Raw genomic sequence first — 19839 nt, 5'->3', positions numbered from 1 at the left:
CCCTGACCGCCCACACCCATGGCCGACCGGACAATCACTGCCCGCGGCCTTCCCGACAAGAGCCGAAAACCGCCCTGTCCATCGTCGCCGACACGTTCACCACCTTCGCGGAGATATTCGGGTCGTTCACCTGTTCGGGGCGATACGATCACCTTTCGCATCTCTGGGGAGAGATACGGGAGTTGACGCCTTGGGGGGCGATGTGGTGGAGGACAGCAGGCCTGCGCGCGGAAGACGGGGATCCGTATGGGGGACGGCGTTGCTCGTCGTGGTGGCCGGGCTGGTCCCCGGACTCGCCGTGGCCTTCCACTGGTTCGGCTGGACCTCGATCCCGGGCAACAGTTGCGGCGGCAGCAGCTTCCGCCCCTGCCCCGAAGGCACCACCCCCACCATCCTGCTGGCGTTCCTGTGCACCTTCGCGGGCATCGCCGTGGTCACCTGGCGGATCGAGAAGCTGGCCAGGGTCCGGCCCGGAAAGGCACTACCCGCCGTGCTCGTCGTGACGGGCATGGTCCTCGCCCTCTGGCCGGGCCGGCAGACGTACGCGTGGCTGCGCGGCCCCGTCGTCGACCGGGCCTGGGACACGCCGATCGACCGGCCGGACAGCGTCACGGGCGTGGGCAACTGGGTGCTGGGCGACGCCGTCGTCCGCGCACGCACGGACGGGCTGACCGGCTACGGCCTCGCCGACGGGCGTGAGCTGTGGAACCTGGCCGCGCCCGAGCGCGGGTCGGCGTGCGCGATGAGCGACTCCGTGGTGGACGGCGTCGGCGTGATCGTCTTCGGTCGTGTGGACGCGCCGTGCGACACGGTGTGGGGCGTGGACACCGCGAGCGGCCGCAAGCTCTGGGAACGGAAGATCACGGGCGGCACCGGCTTCGAGTCGCCCACCGACGGCAGGGTGGCTGTCGACGGCGGCGTCGCCGTCACCCTGGAGGACACCGCGGTACGGGGCTTCGCCCTGCGAGCGGGCGATCCGCGCTGGGAACTGGACCTCGACGCGGGCTGCTCGCCGGTCGTCGCCTCGGCCGCGGCGGGCCGCACCCGGGTGGTCGTCCAGTGCCTGCGCGACGGCGAGTTCGGCTCGCTGGAGCTGTTCTCGCTCGACACCGCGACCGGCAAGGCCGTACGCCGTACCGCTCTGCCGGTGGAGAGCGAGTGGGAGGCGGCCGTGGTCGTCTCCGCCCGGCCGTTCACGCTCTGGCTCAAGGAGAAGGACGCCCGGGGCACCGACGCCGCGCTGGCCTTCGACGACCGGGACCGGCTGCGCGGAACGGTGAAGGTCTCGGGGCCCGAGGAGGATCTCCGGATGACCGCGTACGGGGACCAGGACTTCGACGCCCGGCCCGCGCTCCGCGCCGCGGTCGTCGGAGACGTTCTGGTGACCGCGGTGACGAAGCCGGGCAAGGTCATCCCCGAAGCCCTGTCCGGCTACGGGCTCGACGACGGACAGCGCTTGTGGCACACCGGGGCGGGCGGTCCGGTCACGGCCCTCACCCGACTGTCCGGGAACCGGCTCGCCGTGCTCGCGGACGGGCGGATCCGCTCCCTCGACCCGCGCACCGGGCATCTCGCCGAGGGGCCCCTGATCCGCGAGGGCCTCGACGACGTCGCCGAGGCCCCCCAGCTGGTGCGCGGCCGCGACGGCGACTGGGTCCTCGTCAACCCCGAGGGGGCCGGCGCCACGCCGCCCCTCCTCGGCTTCAGCAGCTGACGACCGGGAGGGCGGCGGCCGCCGCCCTCCCGGTCCGCGTTCGGGCCGCTTGGCAGCATGTTGACATGCACTTGACACCCACAGGGCCCACGCCGGAGGCTCGGATTCCTCCAGGGACAGCCTGACGACAATGAGGTGCAGCCCCATGCGATCACGCCCCATCGGATTCCTTCTCGCGACCCTCGCGGGCGCGGCACTCGCGCTCGGCGGCACCACGGCGGCCACCGCCACCGCCGCCCCCGAATCCGCGCCGACCGGCAACGTCGGTACGGCCGACGCCTGTTACACCTGGAGCGGCACGCTCCAGGAGGGTTCCAGCGGTGAAGCGGTACGGCAGCTCCAGATCCGGGTCTCCGGCTATCCGGGCACCGGAAACCAGATCGCCGTCGACGGGGCGTTCGGGCCGGCCACGAAGGCGGCCGTGCAGCGCTTCCAGGCCGCGTACGGCCTGGCCGCCGACGGCATCGCGGGCGCCCAGACGTTCAACAAGATCTACCAGCTCCAGGACGACGACTGCACCCCGGTCAACTTCACCTACGCCGAGCTGAACCGCTGCAACTCCGACTGGTCCGGCGGCAAGGTCAGCGCCGCCACCGCGCGCGCCAACGCCCTGGTGACCATGTGGAAGCTCCAGGCCATGCGGCACGCGATGGGTGACCGGCCGATCACCGTCAACGGCGGCTTCCGGAGCGTGTCCTGCAACAGCGCGGTCGGCGGCGCCGCCAACAGCCGGCACATGTACGGGCACGCGGCAGACCTCGGCGCCGGGCCCCAGGGCTTCTGCGCCCTCGCCCAGGCCGCGCGCAACCACGGCTTCACCGAGATCCTCGGCCCGGGCTACCCGGGCCACAACGACCACACCCACGTCGCCGGGGGCAGCGGCCGCTTCTGGTCCGCGCCCAGCTGCGGCATCTGAGACGTGAGGGGCCTCTCCCGCCGCTCCGGCCGACGGGCCCGAGCCGCGCGGGAGAGGCCTCTCGCCGGTGCGCGGCGCACCGGCCCGCCAGGCCCCTACCAGCCCATCCCCACGACCACAGCCAGCGCCGCCAGCAGCACGCACAGGGCCGCGTTGACGAGCCGGTGTTCCCAGAAGACGGCGACGAACTCCCGGATCGTCGCACTCGGCCAGAAGTACGCGGCGGTGGGCGAGCCGATCACCTGGCCGCGCACGCCCTCCTTGCGGGCGGTCATCGCGGCGCGGAACGCGTGGAAGTTGTTGGTCACCACGACGCATACGTAACCCGCGTCGGCCGCCTCCATCATCCGCCGGCTGAAGCGCAGGTTCTCCGTCGTCGTACGGGAGCGGTTCTCCTCCAGGACGAGCTCCGGGTCGGCGCCCTCGGCCACCAGCCAGCGGCCCATCGCCTCGGCCTCCGGCAGCTTCTCGTCCGGGCCCTGGCCGCCGGAGACCAGCAGGACCGGGGCCGGGCCGCCCCGGGCCGTCTGCTGTTCCTGGACCCGGAGTCCGGCGCGCAGGCGCGAGGCGAGCAGCGGGGGCACCCGTTCGCCGCCGATGAGGCCCGATCCCAGCATCACCACGAAGTCCACGTCGCCGCGCACCCGGATGCGGCCGTACAGAAAGGCGTAGGCGAGGAAGCAGAGGAAGAGGAAGGCGACATAGCCGGTGATCAGCACGACGGCCAGGATGAAAGAACGGTACGCGTTCGAGCCGCCTAGGTAGTCGGCGGTGACCACGAGCGCCAGGACGGCGAAGATGCCGAGCCCGGCCAGGCCCGAGAGGAGGTTGGCGGGGCGACGGCCCTCCTTGCGGACCATGGTGAGGCCGTTGACCACGAGGAAGCCGCCGAGGACCACGATCGCGAGCACGGGCACGAGGAAGACCAGCGCGTACACCAGCACGGCCAGGTTGTCCGGCAGCCGGTCCACCTGGGTCAGCAGGGCGAACGACAGACTCAGCACGGTCAGGCCGAGCAGCACCGCGTTGCGGAACTGGCGGCGGTCCTGCCGGACACCCCAGCAGAACCAGAGCAGGAACACGGCCGTCGGCGCGAAAGCGATCACAGGGGACCTCGGGTTCGTCAGTACGTCTCGTCGGACGACACGTCTCGTCGGAGGACTTCGTCGGTGCGTCTTGGGTACGTCTTCGGCGGTGCGGCTACCTCGGCACACCTGCCTGCGTACGGCGGCTACCCCGCGGACCGGCGGTTCTCCTCCACCCAGTCGTCGTTCGTCTGCCAGGCGTACAGCGTGCGGTCCTCCAGCGATACGTAGTAGGAGCCGCAGCGACCCTTCGCGCCGTTCGCAGCCCCCGAAGGGAACCAGGACGCGCTGATCTCGGGGTCCGGGGCGCTCTTGCCGCCCAGCGGTTCGCACTGCGCGGGCAGCCGGTCGCCGGAGAGCGTGGCCTTCAGCAGGCGCTCGCCTCCGGTCGTCCGCATGGCGTACTCGACCGACGTGGCGTCGTCCGGCAGCCACCGGGGAACGGACTCGCGCTCCTCCTTGGCCTCCTTGCCCGTGGCGTAGGAGGAAGTCTGCTCGTGGCGTCCGTCGTACCACTCTTTGGCCTCGGGCACGGCCACCGCGCCCGCCACACCGAGCACTGCCACCGCGGCCACCACGCCTATCAGAACGCCACGCATTTTCTCTCCTGTTCAGAGCCGAAGAAGGTTCCTTTCCTCCATTTTCATGCGTTTATCGAACGGAAACGTCAGACTTCCAGACATATACGAGTACGCCTCTGGTCGCACGTCCCGGAGAGCGTCCCTGAGCCGGCAGCCGGCGCCCGTACCTCCTGATCACCTGGTGTCGGCCGTCAGCAGCGGCTCGGCCAGCTCGTCCGGCACGGCGAACTCGTCGACCTCGTCGAGCCGATCGCCGTCCTGACGGACTGGGCCAGGTCGCACGGCGAGGCCATCGACCGGTTCACCGTCGGCCGCGCCCGCCGTTCTGGGCGTCCAACACCTTCTGCCCGAATGCGAGTTGTGGGGCCTTCTCCGCCTCCATGCTCCACCTCATCTCTCCGAAGTCATCGGTGGCATCGGAGTCATCGGAGTCATCAGTTTCATCGGTGTCATTGGTGCCACCTACTGTTTGCCGGATGCAGAACACGATCCCCCGGGGCAGTTGGCTCGAATCGGACAGCTTTCGCGAGCTGGTGAAAGAGCTCGACCCGCTCCGTCCGGGCTCATGGAGCCTGCCGGATTTCGAGCACGCTATCTCTCCGCTGGGCTGGGAGCTTCGGGAGCCCAAGGAGATCGCGGGTCAGGTCTGGCGTCGCTTCGCTCCCCGGAAGGGGCCCTGGGGCGGATACGGCACCGTGATCTCCGACGCCTCGACGCCCGAGCAGGTGCGCAAGCTGAACGTACGCGTCGTCGACCTGCCCGCCGAGGACGTGTTCGCCGCCGCGGGCCTTGTGCGCGCCGCCTGGTGGGTCATGGAGGAGGAGCTGGGGCCGCCCACGATGTGGGGAGGCGACTCCGGCCCGTGGATGCTGTGGCGGCGGCCCGGCGCCGGGCTCCTCGTGCACTCGCACGACGAGGGCGAGGTGAGCCTCGAACTCCTGCCTCCCGAAGCGGGCGCCGATTCCGCCGGGCGCGGCTACTCCCGCGGTCGCTGGCGCGCCGCCGAGCCCGCCGGTCTGCCGCCCGCCTCCGCCCCGGCCACCGCTTCGCCGGATGCGCCCGGCATCACGTGGGAAGAGCCCGGCATCACGTGGGAAGAGGTGGAGAAGCGCCTGTCCGAAGCGCTGCGGTCGCTCACCTATGACACCCCGTTCTTCCCGGGCCGGTTCATCCTGCACCTGGGGGCCGCCCGCGACGACCGACGCTTCGTCCAGTGCTGGAGCCAGGATCTGAGTCTCGTCGTCGAAGCCACCGGATACCTGCACCACCCCGGCCTGGCCGACCCCGCCCGCCTCACCCGGAGCGGCTGGGAGTTCTCCCGCTCGATCTGGCAACGCCGTTTCCCCGAGGCCATGGACGATCGCGCGCACGCCGCGACAGCCTCCCGCATGCTCGTCGAGGAGCTGCGGCAGCTGGGCGTCGAGCCGGCCGGCCTCGGCTACGACGGAACGATGAGCGGTCGCGGACACGGCTTCCACCTCGATCTGCCGGACCTGGGGCTGCCGCGCGTCCACCGCCCCGCCGGGTGAGACCTGCTGCGCGGGTGAGCCGTTGCCGGACTCATTGACAGCGGGGTGTCCCGCTGTCACCGTCTCGTCTGACGGCGGCAGTCGCGGACCGGCGCCCCACCGGTTCGCCGTACGCACCTCCCCCCACCCCCGCGCTCCCCTCCCCCACCTCCCAGCCGCCGCCGACGATTGGGAGCGCTCCCACAGAAGGGCCGCACTCGTGAAGAGACTTCTGCGCACGCTCGTCGCCTCGACCTTCGCCTGCCTGCTCCTCCCCCTCGGCGCAGGGCAGCAGGCCACCGCAGCCGACCTCACCACCACCCCCGCCACCCCCACCACCGCACAGGCCGACCCCATCGGCATGACCAGCGGCTTCTACACCGACCCCGACTCGACGCCCGCCGTCTGGGCCGCCGCGAACCCCGGCGACGGGCGCGCCGCCGCCATCCGGGACGGCATCGCCTCGCGCCCCATGGCCCGGTGGTTCGGCTCCTGGAGCGGCGACATCGGGGCGGCGGTCGGCTCGTACGTGGGCGCCGCCGACGCCGCCGACAAGCTGCCCGTCCTGATCGCCTACAACATCCCCGGCCGCGACGCCTGCGGCGGCCACTCCGGCGGCGGCGCGGGGACCCCGAGCGCCTACCAGGCCTGGATCTCCGCCTTCGCATCGGCCATCGGCACTCGGCCCGCACTGGTGGTCGTCGAGCCCGACTCGCTGGGCGACTTCAGCTGCCTGACCCAGGCCCAGATCGATGAGCGCAACACGATGCTCAAGGACGCGCTGGCCCGGTTCAGCGCCCTCGCGCCCAACACCTGGACCTACCTGGACGCCGGAAATCCGGCCTGGATCGACGCGGCCACCATGGCGCAGCACCTCGACGGCGCGGGAGCCCGGCAGGCGCACGGCTTCTCGCTGAACATCTCGAACTACTACGGCACCGGCGAGAACTCCGCGTACGGCAACGCCGTCAACGGATCGCTGTCGGCCTCCTACGGCTACACGAAGCCGTACGTCATCGACACCAGCCGCAACGGCAACGGCTCCGACGGAGAGTGGTGCAACCCGGGCGGACGCAGGACCGGAGCGGTCAGCCAGACCGGCGGCGGAGCCGAGATGCTGCTGTGGCTGAAGACCCCGGGCGAGTCGGACGGCGACTGCGGGGTCGGAGCCGGTTCCGTGGCCGGGCAGTTCCTGCCGGAGGTCGCGTACAAGATGATCTACGGGTACTGAGGGCGGGGCGGGGGCCGCTCCCGGACCTCCGTCAGAGGGGCGGGGGCTGCTCCCGGACCTCCGTCAGAAAGGGGGCCAGCTGCGGAGGGCCGCGTCGGCCATCGCCTGGAGTTCGTCGCGGCAGACTCCGCCCGCGGCCTGTACGGCGATGCCGAAGGCCAGGGTGGTGACATAGCGCGCCAGGAGCGCCGGATCGATCTCCGGAGGCAGGTCGCCCTCGTCGACGGCTCGCCGGAAACGCTCCTGGACGAAGCGGTGGCTCTCGTTGCGCCAGGCGGCCAGGAGGTCACGGACCTCCTGGCCGGAGTCGCTCGCGGCCAGCGCGCCCTGGACGCCCAGGCAGCCCTGAGGACCGGCCGGGCGGGTGGTGGTCCGGATGGTGCCGGCGAGGAGCTCGGTCGCCACGCCATGGGCGGTCGGCTGTTCCAGGGCCCGGACCAGATAGTCGCTGGGGCCGGTGGCGTAGCGCTCCAGGGCTTTGCGGAACAGCTCCTGCTTGTTGCCGAAAGCCGCGTACATGCTGGTGGTGGAGATGCCCATCGCCTGCGTCAGGCAGGCCAGGCCGGCGCCTTCGTAGCCGTGTTCCCAGAACACCAGCATCGCGCGTTCCAGGGCTTCGTCGGCGTCGAACCCTCTCGGCCGACCGCTCGGGCCCTTCCGTCTCGTCTCCACGTCCCCATCCTATCTCTTCTGTAGCGATCGATGCGGAAATGCTACGGTGAAGTTCCGCATCGATCACTACAGAACCCGGGGAAGACCATGACCGTCACACTGATCACCGGCGCCAACAAGGGCATCGGCTACGAAACCGCCAAGCAGCTCGTCGCGTCGGGCCACACCGTCTACATCGGCGCGCGCGACGTCGAGCGGGGCGAGAAGGCGGCGGCGACGCTCGGCGCACGGTTCGTCCAGCTCGATGTGACCGACGACGCCTCGGCGACCGGCGCGCTGGCGACGATCGGTGCGGCCGAGGGCCGGCTCGACGTCCTGGTGCACAACGCGGGCGTCCTGGGCGACGGCGACATCGACGGCCCCAAGGCCCTGCGGGTCTTCGACACCAACGCGGTGGGGATCGTACGTGTCACCGAGGCGGCGCTCCCCCTGCTGCGCGAGTCCGCGAACCCCACCGTGGTCACCGTCTCCAGCAGCGCCGGGTCGTTCTGGGCGGTGAACAACCCCGACCGGGTGGAGTCCAGCCTGCCGCTGCCGCTCTACTCCGCCTCGAAGGCGGCGGCCACCATGCTGACGGTCCAGTACGCCAAGGCCTATCCGGGCATCAGGTTCAACGCGGTCGAGCCCGGCCCCACCGCCACTGACATGACCGCGGCGTTCGGCATCGGGCGCTCACCCGAGGAGAGCGCCCGGGTGGTCGTACGGCTCGCGACGCTCGGCGCGGACGGCCCGACGGGAACGCTCCAGGACGAGGACGGCGTACTGCGCTGGTAGGAGCGGGGAGACGTCCGGACGGGACGAACGGGCTCTGTGATCACCGTGATTGACTCGTCGTCAGATCTTCGGCGGACCCGCGTCGCGTACCGCGCGGGCGAGGTCGCGGACCGGGCCCGTCTCGCCGGCCGTCGGCCAGATCAGCGCCCAGCTCACCAACGGCGCGTCGTACGGGCGGAGATAGCGGAGGCCGGGCCACGGGTAGTAGCGTGCGGCGACGCCGTGGACGAGGCAGATCACCTCGCCCGCCACGACCATGGCGGCGATCTCCTGGAACGTGGAGACCTTCGGCCCTCGCCGGATCGGCCGGCCGGACGGCGTACGGGCGGGGACGAGCGTCTGCTGCCAGTACTCGGGGATGGGCTGCGCGGACTGCGGCAGGGTCCAGTCGCCCAGGTCCTCCATGCCGACCGTGTCGCGGGAGGCGAGCGGATGGCCGGTCGCGACCATGAGCAGCAGCGGTTCGGCGATGACCAGCGGACCGACGGTGAGATCCGGCTCACGGACGGGCAGCCAGGCGGTCGCCACGTCGACCGATCCGTCGCGGAGCGGGCCGAACGGGTCCGTGAAGTTCAGCTCCTGGATGCGGAGTTGGATCTCGGGGTGCCGGGAGCGGAAGAGGTTGAGGACGCGCGCCTGATCCTGCGGCTGGGGTCCGTGCAGCCCCAGGGTCAGCGTGCTCGCCGTGCCCCGGGCGGCGGCGGTGGCCGCGCGGGTGCCGTCGAGAATCCGTCGGTAGCCCGCGCCGAGGTCCTCACGCAACTGAGCCCCGATGGGAGTCAGTTCGACCCGGCGACTGCTGCGGGCGAAGAGCCGCGCGCCGATCCGCCGCTCCTGCTTGGCGATCGACTGGCTCACCCGCGCCTGCGACACATGCAGCCGTTTCGCGGTCCGGCCGAAGTGCAGCTCCTCGGCCAGCGTCAGAAAGATCTCGATGTCGCGCAGTTCCACGCGCCCGCCCCCGGCCTTCAGCGATAACTCCTGGGTTATCAGACCATGTGAAGCCGACGATTGTTCACCCGCTGCCGACACTGCATCCTGAGGCACGTCCTCGCGGGTCCGATCTCCGCGGTGTCCAGGAACCAGGAGAACACCATGCGGTTGCGGTACATGGTCGTCGTCGGCGCGGCAGTCCTGGCGCTGACGGCGGTCACCGGCTGCGGCGGTGACGACGGCGCCGACGGCAACGGCAACGGCAGCGGCGGTGCCGTTGGCAGCAGTGGTGGCAGTAGCAAGGGCGGCAGTAGTGGTGATGGCGGAGACGGTGCCGCCGACGACGGTTACGGGCAGTCCGCCGGCAGCGGCGGCCGGCTCATCGACCCCGACCGGGACGGTCCGCCGAGCGCCCCCACGATGGCCGCCATCGAGATGTTCGTGTTGCAGTACACCACCTGCACGGGTCTGGTCATGCAGGAGAAGGACTACGAGGACTCCGACTTCCCGTATCCGGAAGAGGCCGGTGCGACCTGGGGCATCAGGGAGCGGGCCATCTGCTTCAACGACCAGCGCAACTCGGTCCGGCTCATGGCGATCGACGACATGAAGAAGTTCCAGACCCAGGCGAAGAAGCAGGGCGGCGAGTACTTCGTCGGCAAGGACTTCGCCGTCGCCAGCGGCACGAGCGAGACCAGGAGCGATCTGCGGACCTCCGGTCTCCTCATGCTCGCCTGCGACCCGGACGAGCCGATTCCGAGCGGCTACAAGCAGGAGAAGTCGCTCGTGGACGGATGCACGCTGACGGACTTCATCTCTTGAGGTCCCCGTCCCCTGTCCCGGCGCTCAGCGGTTCCTGGCCCCGTCCGTGACCCGGTCGAGGCCGTAGAGGTCGGCGACGCAACCGCCCGGCCAGTACCTGCGGCCGCCCTGGCTGAACGGCTCCAGCATCTGGCTGATCACCAGCCGCTCGTACGGCAGGACCCGTTCGCCGTTCGCCGCGCCCTCGCGCAGCCGCTGATCCTGGGCGTCCCACTTCTCGGCCCGGGCCCGCATCGCGGTGTCCAGGTTGGTCAGGGCGACGGCCGGGCCCACGCAGACCAGGACGCAGAGCGCGGCGCACACCGCCTTCGCCGGGGCGGTGCGGCGGGCGTACCGGCGGACGGCCAGGCCCAGCAGCGCACCCGCGCCGACGAGGAGGATCACGTACAGCAGGAGGTAGTCGTTCCACAGCCGGTTGGCGCTCGCGTCGCTCACCCGGTCGCCGAACACGGGGTAGGCGATGACCGTGCAGAGGTAGCCGGAGACGAGGAGTACCAGCACCCCGGCGGTGGTGAGCCGCGGCCAGTGCGCGGGCGGGCGGGGTGTGGTCCCGTCCGCCCGCCGGCACAGCAGCCCCAGCAGGACGCCCGCCGCGACCGCGCCGACGTACTGCCAGGTGGTGACCACGGTGACGGTGATCTCGGCGAACGCGCGCAGCGAGGCGGCCAGGGAGTCGGAGGCGAGCAGCGACGTGGTCTCCGCGCCGAACCGCTCCCTGCGGCGCATGGAGCCGGGTGAGGTGATGAGGACGACGGCCCCGGCCGCCGTCCCGGCGAGGCCCGCCGCGCACCACCGGCGGACGAGCCCCCGGTCGGACGCGGGCACGACCCGGCCGGACAGGAGGAGCGCGGCCAGCAGCACCATCACCACGACGATCGCCGTCTCCTCGGACAGCGTGGCGAGGAAGGCCCCCGCGAGCACCGCGACGACGAGCGCGAGGGCCCGGCCGCGGCGGGAGCGGGCGAGGAGGAGCGGGATCAGGGCGGCGCAGGCCAGGACGGGCGGCAGCGTGTGCGAGACGGACGCGGCGGGCCAGTAGAACGTCTTGTACGTGTTCGGCGTGGCGAACAGGAAGAGCGCCGTGGTCATCGCCGCGAGGAGCAGCGGCAGGCCGCGCGGGGTGCGCAGGCCCGCCCGGCGCAGCGCCAGAACGGCCACCGCCCAGAGGACCGCGAGCACCAGCACCCCGCTGACCAGGGGAAACCATTGGTGTCCCGCGACCTGGAACTTCGCGTACGCGCCGACCAGGAGCGCGTTGGCGACCCGCCCGTTGTCGTCGAAGTAGAACTTCCCGACGAGGCCGGTGACGCCGTCGTCCCGTACGACGGGCAGGAAGCACCAGTCGTCGGCGCCGGGCCTCACCCACCGGCCGAACCAGGAGGCCGCGGCGAGCAGGGCGAGGGGCGGAAGCGCGAGGGCGCTCACCCAGAGGGCGGCCCAGGGGCGGTCCGCGTCACGTCCGGCCCGGTCCGGCGCACCCTCGTCCACACTCCTGCCGCTGTCGCGACTCCTGCCTCCGTCGCGCGGATTCTCCGGGGCGGCAGCGGTTACGGGAACGTCGTCGGACATCACGGCCTCACCGGTCCTGGGGCGAGCGGGTGGGCAGCGGTGCGGGCGCCGGGCGGCCGGGCAGCGGTTCGGCGGGGACCTCCACGGCCTCCGGTACGGCGGCCGACCTGGCCTGGCCCGAGGTGATCGCCCACCGGGCCAGCAGGAACGAGACGGGTGTGACGAGGACGCCGGCCGCCAGCGCGGCGAGGTTCTTGTCCATCCCGAGTCCGCTGACCGCGCCGTAGAGCAGCGCTCCGGACGCCACCAGGTTGACCAGGCTGGAGAGCGGATAGCGGACGAACGCGTGCCAGGTCGGCCGGGTCCGGCAGGTGACGTAGGAGTTGAGCAGGAACGAGCACACGATGCTGACCGCGTAGCCGATGACATGGGCGGTCAGGTAGGGGATCCAGCGGTTCAGCGAGGCGTAGACACCGAGGTAGACGGCGGTGTTCACACAGCCGATGAGGACGAAGCTGCCGAACTGGCGGACGGTACGGGACCGGCTGGGCGTGCCCGGGGCGGTTGCGGGGGCGCGGGCGGGGGCGGCGCGTTCGGCCGGGCCGCCGGTGAGCCGCGGTAGCTGCGGCGGGCCGTCCGGCAGCGCCCGGCAGGTCGCGTCGGTCTCCCGCACCACGTACGGCGGGCGGTGCTTCGCCTCGTGGTAGATGCGGCCGACGTACTCGCCGATGACGCCGAGCGTCACCAGCTGGATGCCGCTGAGGGCGACGACGGCGATGAGGAGGGTGGCGTAACCGGGGGTGTCCACGCCGTGCAGGACCACCCTCACGACCGTCCACAGCGCGTAGGCCAGGGCCGAGACGAAGACCCAGAAGCCTGCGTAGATCGCGAGGCGGAGCGGCCGGTTGTTGAAGGAGAGCAGTCCGTCGATGCCGTAGTTCAGCAGCCGTTTGCTGCCCCACTTCGACCGGCCCGCCACCCGCTCGCTGTTGCGGTAGCGGAAGGTGACCGTGTCGAAGCCGATCCAGGAGAAGATCCCCTTGGAGAAGCGGTTGCTCTCCGGCAGCGACAGCACGCTCTCCACCGCCCGCCGCGACAGCAGCCGGAAGTCCCCGGACCCGTCGATGAGCTCCACGTCCATGCAGCGGCGGACGAGTGCGTAGTAGGTGTGGCTGAGGGTGCTGCGGAGCAGTCCCTCGCCCGTGCGGTCGCGGCGCGGGATGACCTGGTCGTAGCCGTGCCGGTGCAGTTCCAGCATGCGGGGGATCAGCTCGGGCGGGTGCTGAAGATCGGCGTCCATGATCACCACGGCCGCCCCGCTCGACATGCGGAGACCGGCGAGCATGGCGGCCTCCTTGCCGAAGTTCCGGCTGAAGGCGGTGTAGTGGACGCGCGGGTCGCGGGCGGCGAGGGCGTTCAGCAGCACCCGGGTGCGGTCCCGGCTGCCGTCGTCCACGTAACAGATCTCGAAGCTGTCGCCGAGGGGTTCCAGGACGCCGACCAGCGCGGTGTGGAAGGCCTCGATCACCTCGGCCTCGTCGAAGCAGGGCACGACGACCGACAGCTGAAGGCCAGTCACACGCCACCTCCGGACTTCGGGCCTCTCATGGGACGCGTCCTGGGAGACCGGGCCCCTCGTGGGACGGGCCTCCCGTGCGACCGGGCCTGACCGGCGCGGCGCCGTCGGCCTCCGGCGCCGGGCCCGGAACGCGCCACGTCGCCCCATCTGACGACGGGCGGCGGCCGCCGCCGCTCCGCACACGCACGGAGCGACTTCTTTCGCGCGCCCTTTCATGCGAACAGCCGACGCCGACCGGCAGAACGTCGGGTCGCGGGGGCCAAAAAGCACACATAGCCTCGCAAAGGTGACACCTCCTCGATTGCCACGGGCCCGGAGCGCCGCGCCCGGCAGGGCCTGGCCCACCGGTCTGCCCGCCGGTCTGCTCACCGGCCTGCTCGCCGCGCTGTCCGCCGTGTGCTGGCTGGTGCTCCCCGCCGCCGGGCCCGCCCGCGCCGACGACCCCGTCGAGCTGTCCCGGGACGGGCAGATCACCGACCGGGTGGGCGCGCTGGGCGACCGGACGGAGCAGGTGGAGGACGCCCTCGACCGGCTGTACGAGGACGAGCGCGTCCAGCTCTTCGTGGTGTACGTACGCGATTTCTCCGGCCGGTCCGGGCAGACCTGGAGCGACGAGACCGCCGACCGCAACGGCCTGGGCCAGGACGATGTGCTGCTCTCCGTCGCCACCCACGACCGGCAGTACGCCTACTCCGTCGACGCGGGCTCCCCGCTCACCGACGCCCAGCTGCGGGACGTGGCGGGCACCGCGATCGAACCCGCGCTGCGGGAGAACGACTGGGCGGGGGCCGCGATCGGCGCGGCGGACGGCTACGCCTCCGTACGGGCCGGACGCCCGGTGACCGCCCCCGCGATCACCCCGGGGCCGGCCGACCCCGGTACGGGCGACTCCGGCGCCACCGGCGCCCGCGACTTCATCCTGCCGGTGGCCGTCGTCGGGGGCGTGGGCGCGGTCGGCGCCTACGCGTACGCCCGGCGCAAGCGGCGCAGCACGACCCGCACCACCCCGGCGGCCACCGGCTGGGGCCGGGGCGCGGGGGCGGGCGGTGCGCCGGAGCCGCCGACGCCGCTGCCGGAGCTGGACGCGCGGGCGAAGCAGGTGCTGGTGGACACCGACGACGCGGTGCGCACCAGCGAGGAGGAACTCGGCTTCGCGACCGCCCAGTTCGGCGAGGAGGCGGCGAAGCCCTTCACCGAGGCGGTGGCGCGGGCGAAGGACGAGCTGACGCGGTCGTTCCGGTTGCGTCAGCAGCTCGACGACGCCTTCCCCGAGGACGACGCGACCCGCCGCCGGATGCTGGAGGAGATCCTCACGCGCTGCGCGGCGGCGAACGAGGGTCTGGACACCGTCTCCGAGGACTTCGACCGGCTGCGCGCCCTGGAACGTACCGCTCCCGACGCCCTGGCCACCGTGGACGCCACGCACCGCGACCTCGCCGGACGGGTCGCCGCGGCCGAGGCGGGCGTCGCCGGGCTGCGCGAGCGGTACGGGGAGGGCGCGGCCACGCCCGTGGCGGGCGACGTCGAGCAGGCGCGGGACCGGCTCGTCTTCGCGGCCTCGGCCGTGGAGCAGGCCCGTACGGCGGTCGAGGGCGGCGAGAACTCCCGGGCCGCGGTGTACATCCGGGCCGCCGAGGGCGCGGTGGGCCAGGCGGGCACGCTGCTGGACTCGGTGGACCGGCGGGCGGCGGAGCTGGCCGAGGCCGCGCGCCGGCTGCCCGCCGCGCTCACCGAGACGGAGGCCGACCTCGCGGACGCGGGCGGGCTGCTCGAAGGGACCGCCGAGGGCGCGTCGACCGCCGATCTGCGCGGCCGGATCGCCCGCGCCGAGGCGGTGCTCGCCGATGTGCGGGGCGCGACGGCGGCGGGACCGTACGACCCGATCGACGCGCTGCGCCGGGTGGAGGAGGCGGACGCGGCGCTGGACGAGGCGCTGGCGGGGGCCCGGGACCAGGAGCGCGGCGAGACGAAGGCCCGCACCCTCCTCGATCAGGCGATGCTCACCGCCCGGTCCGCGATCGGGGCGGCGGCCGACTACATCACGACCAACCGGGGTGCGGTCGGCAGCCAGGCCCGTACCCGGCTCGCGGAGGCGCAGCGGCGGTGGGAGCGGGCCCGGGAGCTGTCGGGCGCGGACGCGCAGGGTGCGCTGGCCGAGGCGCAGCAGGCGGACGCGCTGGCCCGGCAGGCGATGAGCCTGGCGGAGCAGGACGTCCGGGGCTTCGGCGGCATGCAGGGGCCCGGCGGTGTGCGGGGCGGGGGCGGCGGCATGGGCGGCGCGGTGCTCGGCGGCATCATCCTCGGCGGGCTGTTCGGAGGCGGAGGCGGCGGCCGGGGCGGGGGCATGGGCGGCGGGTTCGGCGGAGGCTTCGGCGGGGGTGGCCGGTCGGGCGGCTTCGGCGGCAGTCCCGGCAGTTTCGGCGGGGGCGGAACGCGGGGGCGCAGGGGCGGTGGCGGCCGCTTCTGAACGACCGGACCTCATCCGCTCTCCCGAACCTCCTCACCCCTACCAGCGATCTCGACCTCCAAGGAGCGATCCCATGACCAAGCAGACCGTCCTCGGCCGCGTCACCCAGCTCGCGAAGGCCAACATCAACGCCCTCCTCGATCAGGCCGAGGACCCGCAGAAGATGCTGGACCAGCTGATCCGGGACTACACGAACAACATCGCGGAGGCCGAGCAGGCCGTCGCGTCGACCATCGGCAACCTCCGGCTGATGGAGCAGGACCACAAGGAGGACATCGAGGCGGCGGCCGAGTGGGGCGGCAAGGCGCTGGCGGCCAGCCGGAAGGCGGACGAGCTGCGCGGGGCCGGGTCGGTGGCAGAGGCCGACAAGTTCGACAACCTGGCCAAGGTGGCGCTGGGCCGTCAGCTCCAGTCGGAGCAGGAGGCGAGGACGGCCGAGCCGACGATCGCCTCGCAGTCCGAGGTGGTGGACAAGCTGAAGACGGGGCTCGACCAGATGAAGGTCAAGCTCTCCGAGCTGAAGGCCAAGCGCGACGAACTGGTGGCGCGCGCCAAGTCCGCGCAGGCGCAGAACCAGATGATGGACGCGGTGAAGAACATCGACGTGCTCGACCCGACGAGCGAGCTGAGTCGCTTCGAGGACAAGGTGCGGCGCGAGGAGGCGAAGGCGCTGGGCAAGCAGGAGCTGGCCGCCTCCTCCTTGGACGCCCAGTTCGAGCAGCTGGACAGCCTGGGCGCCAGCGCGGAGGTCGAGGCCCGGCTGGCGGCCCTGAAGACGGGCGCGTGACGCGGGCGCTGCCCCGGGTCAGTACATGCTCAGGAGCTGCTCCACGGAGAGTTCGGCGGCCGGGGCCCCGTCCGGCAGGGCCAGTTCGAACCAGACGGTCTTGCCGCGCGGGGTGCGGCGCGAGCCCCAGGCGGCGCTGAGCAGGCCGACCAGCTGGAGGCCGCGGCCGCCCTCGTCGGTGTCGCGGGCGCGGCGGCGGCGCGGCTGGACGAGTCCGGCGTCCCACACCTCGCAGACCAGGGTGCGGTCGCGCAGCAGCCGGAGCCTGATCTCGCCCTCGCCGTAGCGCAGGGCGTTGGTGACCAGCTCGCTGACGAGGAGTTCGGTGGTGTCGACCAGGTCGTCGAGATCCCAGGCGACCAGCTGGGAGCGGGCCAGCTCGCGGGCGCGGCCCACCGAACGGAGTTCGCGCGGCAGCGTCCAGTCCCCCACCGCCTCCGCGGGCAGCCCTTGGATACGGGCCATCAGCAGGGCGATGTCGTCCTCGCCGTGCCGGGTGTCCAGGGTGCTCAGGACGTGGTCGCAGGCGTCCTCCAGCTCCATCTGCGGACCGGTGAGCACGGCCCGCAGCGCGTCCAGGCCCTCGTCCAGCGGCTGGTCCCGGGACTCGACCAGGCCGTCGGTGTAGAGGGTGAGCAGGGCGTTCTCGGCGAGCTCGACCTCGACCTCCTCGAACGGCTCGCCGCCGACGCCCAGCGGCATGCCCGGGGGTACGTCGATGAGCCGGGCGGGCCGGCCGGGCTCGACGACGGCCGGGGGGAGGTGGCCGGCGTTGGCGAACGTACATCGCCGGGTGACCGGGTCGTAGACCGCGTACACGCAGGTCGCGAGATACACCTCGGAGAGGTCGGCCTCACGGGACTTCTGCGCGGCTCGGGAGGGCCACTGCGCTCCGCCGCTGCCGCCGAGGCCCTCGCTGCGCTCGCCGCCGCCCGGGGAGCCGAGGCCGCGGGCGACCTCGTCGAGGGCGGAGAGCACTTCGGCCGGCTCCAGGTCCAGGAGGGCCAGGGTCCTTACGGCGGTGCGCAGTTCGCCCATGGCGACGGCGGCGCGCAGGCCGCGCCCCATGACGTCGCCGACGACGAGGGCGGTGCGGTGGCCCGGCAGCTCGATCACGTCGAACCAGTCGCCGCCGACCTCGGTGGCGGTGTTGCCGGGCAGATAGCGGCAGGCGATGTCGAGACCGGCGGCCTCGGGGTCGCCTGGGGGCAGCAGGCTGCGCTGGAGGATCAGGGCGCGTTCATGCTCGCGGCGGTAGAGGCGGGCGTTGTCGATGCAGACGGCGGCGCGGGCGGCCAGTTCGGTGGCGAGCGCCCGGTCGCGCTCGCCGAAGGGCTCGCTGCCCTTCGTACGGGAGAACTGGACGAGGCCGACGACGGTGTCGTGCGCGACCATCGGCACGGCGAGCGTCGACTGCACGAAGCCCATCTCGTCGCCGGGGACGTCCTCGACCTGGCCGGAGCGCAGCGCCATGGCGCAGGGCGAGCCGAACGGGAAGCGGTGGACGGAGCCGAGCGCGGGCGGCAGGTCGTCCGGACCCGGGGGCCCGCTGCCCGCCACGGCGGTGGGCAGCGCGTCGGCGACCGCGCTGGCGTGGGCCACCCGGCGCAGCTCCGCCGAGCCTCCGGCGGACTCGCGGTGCGCGGGCGCCCAACTGCCGGGAGCGGCCTCCTCCCCGGTGAGCAGCCCCTGGTAGAGGTCGACGGTGGCGAGGTCGCAGAAGCCGGGGACGGCCACGTCGAGGAGTTCGCGGGCGGTGGTCTCCAGGTCCAGGGAATTGCCGATGCGGGCGCTGGCCTCGTTGAGGAGGGCGAGGTTGCGGCGGGCGCTCGCGGCCTCGCGGGCGGCGATGTGCCGGCGGGTGACGTCGGTGGCGAGGCCGGCGACGCCGACGGGGCGGCCGGCTCCGCTGTGCACCCGGTAGAGGTTCATGGACCAGTGGCGGCGATCGGTGCCGCCGGGGGCGGTGCCGACGAGCTGGAGGTCGGTGACGGACTCCCCGGTCTCCAGGACCCGTTTCAGCGTGGCGGACAGCCGGTCGGCCTCGGCGCGCGGCAGATAGTCCTCCACCGTGCGGCCCCGGTGGTCTTCGGCGGCGCCGCCGAAGACCGTGGCGAAGCGCTGGTTGGCCCGGACGACGGCGAAGTCCGTGCCGAACAGCACGAAGCCGAAAGGAGATTGGCCGAATATGGCCTGTGATGCGGCGAGGTCCGTCTCGATGCGCCGCAGCGCCCGGACGTCGACGACGATGCAGAGCGCGGCCCGCTCGCCCCGGCCCGTCAGACTCGGCATCACATAGACCTCGGCGACGCCGTGCGCCCCGCCCTCGCCCGGCATCCGGAACGGGACGAGGCCCGTCCACTCCTTGCCGTCCAGGATCTCGCCGACCCGCCGATGACCGTCCGAGCGCAGCTCGGCGGGCATGAAGGCCTCCACCGGGTCGCGGCCGATCGCCTCGGTCGAGGTCATGCCGAAGAGACCGGCGGCCCGGCTGCTCCACTGCTCGATCAGGCCGTCGGGGCCGATCGAGAAGGAGGCGACCCTGATGTAGTCGTAGATCGAGCCGGGTGGGCTGCTCTGCCACACGACATCGCCCGTGGTCCCGACGACATCACCCGTTGTCCCAGGTATTTCGCTCACGCGACCGTCCCCTCCAGCTCACACACCGGACCGGTCCTGCCCGCAGTATTCAGCACTACGGCCCCGACCGACACGGCGTTCACGATCACAGCAAGGTCTCAGTCCCTTTCAGCCAGGTTCTGCCCGACCTCTGGTGATCGCTGTGCGTCCCTCCACTCTCCTAACCAGGGAGAGCCAGCTCGAACCACACGGTCTTGCCACTCTTTCCACGACGGGTCCCCCAGCGACGTGCGGAACAGGCCACGAGCTGGAGTCCCCGGCCGCCTTCGTCGTCGGGTCCCGCACTGCGTTCGGTGGGTGGATCCGGAAGCGGATCGGAGACTTCCACCCGCAGTCCCGGGCCGGTGGGAGGGCTATCGGTGAGCGACAAGTCCCCGTCGGGGTACGAACGGACCAACCGTACGCCGATGGGACCGGAGGCGTACCGCAGGGAATTGGTCACCAGTTCGCTGACGAGCAGCACCGCGAGATCACCGACCGCCGCGTCGAGACCCCACGAGCCCAGGGCGCCCCGGACGGCGTGCCGGGCGCTGCGCACGGAACCCGGTTCGGCCGGGAAGGTCCACTCGGCGCAGTCGCCTTCGGTCTCGATCACGCCGATCACTTCCCAGGGACGACCAC

The 19839-nt window shown here is 72.3% G+C and carries 16 protein-coding genes; 8 read left to right on the top strand and 8 right to left on the bottom strand.

Translation table 11 applies throughout. The features are described from left to right. Positions 1-268: 268 nt before the first annotated feature. Both G3I54_RS29865 and G3I54_RS29860 read left to right on the top strand, forming a co-directional pair. Complete coding sequence (locus G3I54_RS29865) at positions 269-1714, top strand: PQQ-binding-like beta-propeller repeat protein (protein WP_343240467.1); 1446 nt, start codon at positions 269-271, stop codon at positions 1712-1714. Between the two features lie 145 nt (positions 1715-1859). Continuing rightward, entirely contained in the window at positions 1860-2630 is a 771-nt protein-coding gene (locus G3I54_RS29860) for a D-Ala-D-Ala carboxypeptidase family metallohydrolase (RefSeq protein ID WP_164619019.1), read from the top strand. Between the two features lie 95 nt (positions 2631-2725). Here the strand turns inward: G3I54_RS29860 and G3I54_RS29855 are convergent, their stop codons facing one another. Beyond that, positions 2726-3736 (bottom strand): YdcF family protein, encoded by a 1011-nt coding sequence (locus tag G3I54_RS29855; protein ID WP_164619017.1) that lies wholly within the window; start codon positions 3734-3736, stop codon positions 2726-2728. 125 nt (positions 3737-3861) lie between these two features. After that, positions 3862-4314 (bottom strand): hypothetical protein, encoded by a 453-nt coding sequence (locus G3I54_RS29850; protein WP_164619015.1) that lies wholly within the window; start codon positions 4312-4314, stop codon positions 3862-3864. Positions 4315-4772: 458 nt separating this feature from the next. On the opposite strand from G3I54_RS29850, the gene G3I54_RS29845 reads away from it, so the two are divergent. Then, a complete protein-coding gene (locus G3I54_RS29845) occupies positions 4773-5825 on the top strand; it encodes a hypothetical protein (protein ID WP_164619013.1) in 1053 nt (350 codons plus the stop codon). Positions 5826-6024: 199 nt separating this feature from the next. Next, on the top strand, positions 6025-7035 hold the full coding sequence (locus G3I54_RS29840; RefSeq protein WP_164619011.1) for a glycoside hydrolase family 6 protein: 1011 nt from the start codon (positions 6025-6027) through the stop codon (positions 7033-7035). Between the two features lie 63 nt (positions 7036-7098). Here G3I54_RS29840 and G3I54_RS29835 read toward each other — a convergent pair whose 3' ends face one another. Further along, positions 7099-7707: a TetR/AcrR family transcriptional regulator gene (locus tag G3I54_RS29835; RefSeq protein WP_164619009.1), complete on the bottom strand. Its 609-nt coding sequence runs from the start codon at positions 7705-7707 to the stop codon at positions 7099-7101. Between the two features lie 87 nt (positions 7708-7794). On the opposite strand from G3I54_RS29835, the gene G3I54_RS29830 reads away from it, so the two are divergent. Next, positions 7795-8481 (top strand): SDR family NAD(P)-dependent oxidoreductase, encoded by a 687-nt coding sequence (locus G3I54_RS29830; RefSeq protein WP_164619007.1) that lies wholly within the window; start codon positions 7795-7797, stop codon positions 8479-8481. A 60-nt stretch (positions 8482-8541) separates the two neighbouring features. On the opposite strand, the gene G3I54_RS29825 is transcribed toward G3I54_RS29830, so the two are convergent. Continuing rightward, entirely contained in the window at positions 8542-9432 is an 891-nt protein-coding gene (locus G3I54_RS29825; RefSeq protein WP_164619005.1) for a LysR family transcriptional regulator, read from the bottom strand. Positions 9433-9552: 120 nt separating this feature from the next. Here G3I54_RS29825 and G3I54_RS29820 point away from each other — a divergent pair, with 120 nt between their 5' ends. After that, the gene (locus G3I54_RS29820) at positions 9553-10236 is read left to right on the top strand and encodes a hypothetical protein (RefSeq protein WP_343240463.1); all 684 of its coding nucleotides are present in this window, start codon (positions 9553-9555) and stop codon (positions 10234-10236) included. A 24-nt stretch (positions 10237-10260) separates the two neighbouring features. Here G3I54_RS29820 and G3I54_RS29815 read toward each other — a convergent pair whose 3' ends face one another. Continuing rightward, positions 10261-11805, bottom strand: a complete 1545-nt coding sequence (locus tag G3I54_RS29815; RefSeq protein WP_164619003.1) for a DUF6056 family protein — start codon at positions 11803-11805, stop codon at positions 10261-10263. 7 nt (positions 11806-11812) lie between these two features. Next, positions 11813-13324 carry a glycosyltransferase gene (locus G3I54_RS29810; protein ID WP_164619001.1) on the bottom strand — a complete coding sequence of 504 codons (1512 nt, stop codon included), beginning with the start codon at positions 13322-13324 and terminating at the stop codon, positions 11813-11815. A gap of 361 nt (positions 13325-13685) precedes the next feature. Between G3I54_RS29810 and G3I54_RS29805 the strand changes: the two genes are divergently transcribed. Beyond that, positions 13686-15791 (top strand): TPM domain-containing protein, encoded by a 2106-nt coding sequence (locus tag G3I54_RS29805; protein WP_164619111.1) that lies wholly within the window; start codon positions 13686-13688, stop codon positions 15789-15791. Positions 15792-15864: 73 nt separating this feature from the next. Continuing rightward, complete coding sequence (locus tag G3I54_RS29800; protein WP_164618999.1) at positions 15865-16578, top strand: PspA/IM30 family protein; 714 nt, start codon at positions 15865-15867, stop codon at positions 16576-16578. Between the two features lie 18 nt (positions 16579-16596). Here G3I54_RS29800 and G3I54_RS29795 read toward each other — a convergent pair whose 3' ends face one another. After that, the gene (locus G3I54_RS29795; RefSeq protein ID WP_164619109.1) at positions 16597-19164 is read right to left on the bottom strand and encodes a SpoIIE family protein phosphatase; all 2568 of its coding nucleotides are present in this window, start codon (positions 19162-19164) and stop codon (positions 16597-16599) included. Between the two features lie 214 nt (positions 19165-19378). Further along, complete coding sequence (locus G3I54_RS29790; protein WP_164618997.1) at positions 19379-19822, bottom strand: ATP-binding protein; 444 nt, start codon at positions 19820-19822, stop codon at positions 19379-19381. Positions 19823-19839 lie beyond the last annotated feature (17 nt).

This window comes from Streptomyces sp. SID14515, assembly GCF_010548505.1.
In the GTDB taxonomy this organism is placed as follows: Bacteria; Actinomycetota; Actinomycetes; order Streptomycetales; family Streptomycetaceae; genus Streptomyces; species Streptomyces caviscabies.
This window is presented reverse-complemented; position numbering and strand designations above follow the sequence as displayed.

What these genes read in the sequence shown, in the direction of transcription:
- G3I54_RS29860 (WP_164619019.1), top strand. Translation starts at nt 1,860, where the DNA reads ATGCGATCACGCCCCATCGGATTCCTTCTCGCGACCCTCGCGGGCGCG.
- G3I54_RS29830 (WP_164619007.1), top strand. Translation starts at nt 7,795, where the DNA reads ATGACCGTCACACTGATCACCGGCGCCAACAAGGGCATCGGCTACGAA.
- G3I54_RS29815 (WP_164619003.1), bottom strand. Translation starts at nt 11,805, where the DNA reads ATGTCCGACGACGTTCCCGTAACCGCTGCCGCCCCGGAGAATCCGCGC.
- G3I54_RS29845 (WP_164619013.1), top strand. Translation starts at nt 4,773, where the DNA reads ATGCAGAACACGATCCCCCGGGGCAGTTGGCTCGAATCGGACAGCTTT.
- G3I54_RS29800 (WP_164618999.1), top strand. Translation starts at nt 15,865, where the DNA reads ATGACCAAGCAGACCGTCCTCGGCCGCGTCACCCAGCTCGCGAAGGCC.
- G3I54_RS29850 (WP_164619015.1), bottom strand. Translation starts at nt 4,314, where the DNA reads ATGCGTGGCGTTCTGATAGGCGTGGTGGCCGCGGTGGCAGTGCTCGGT.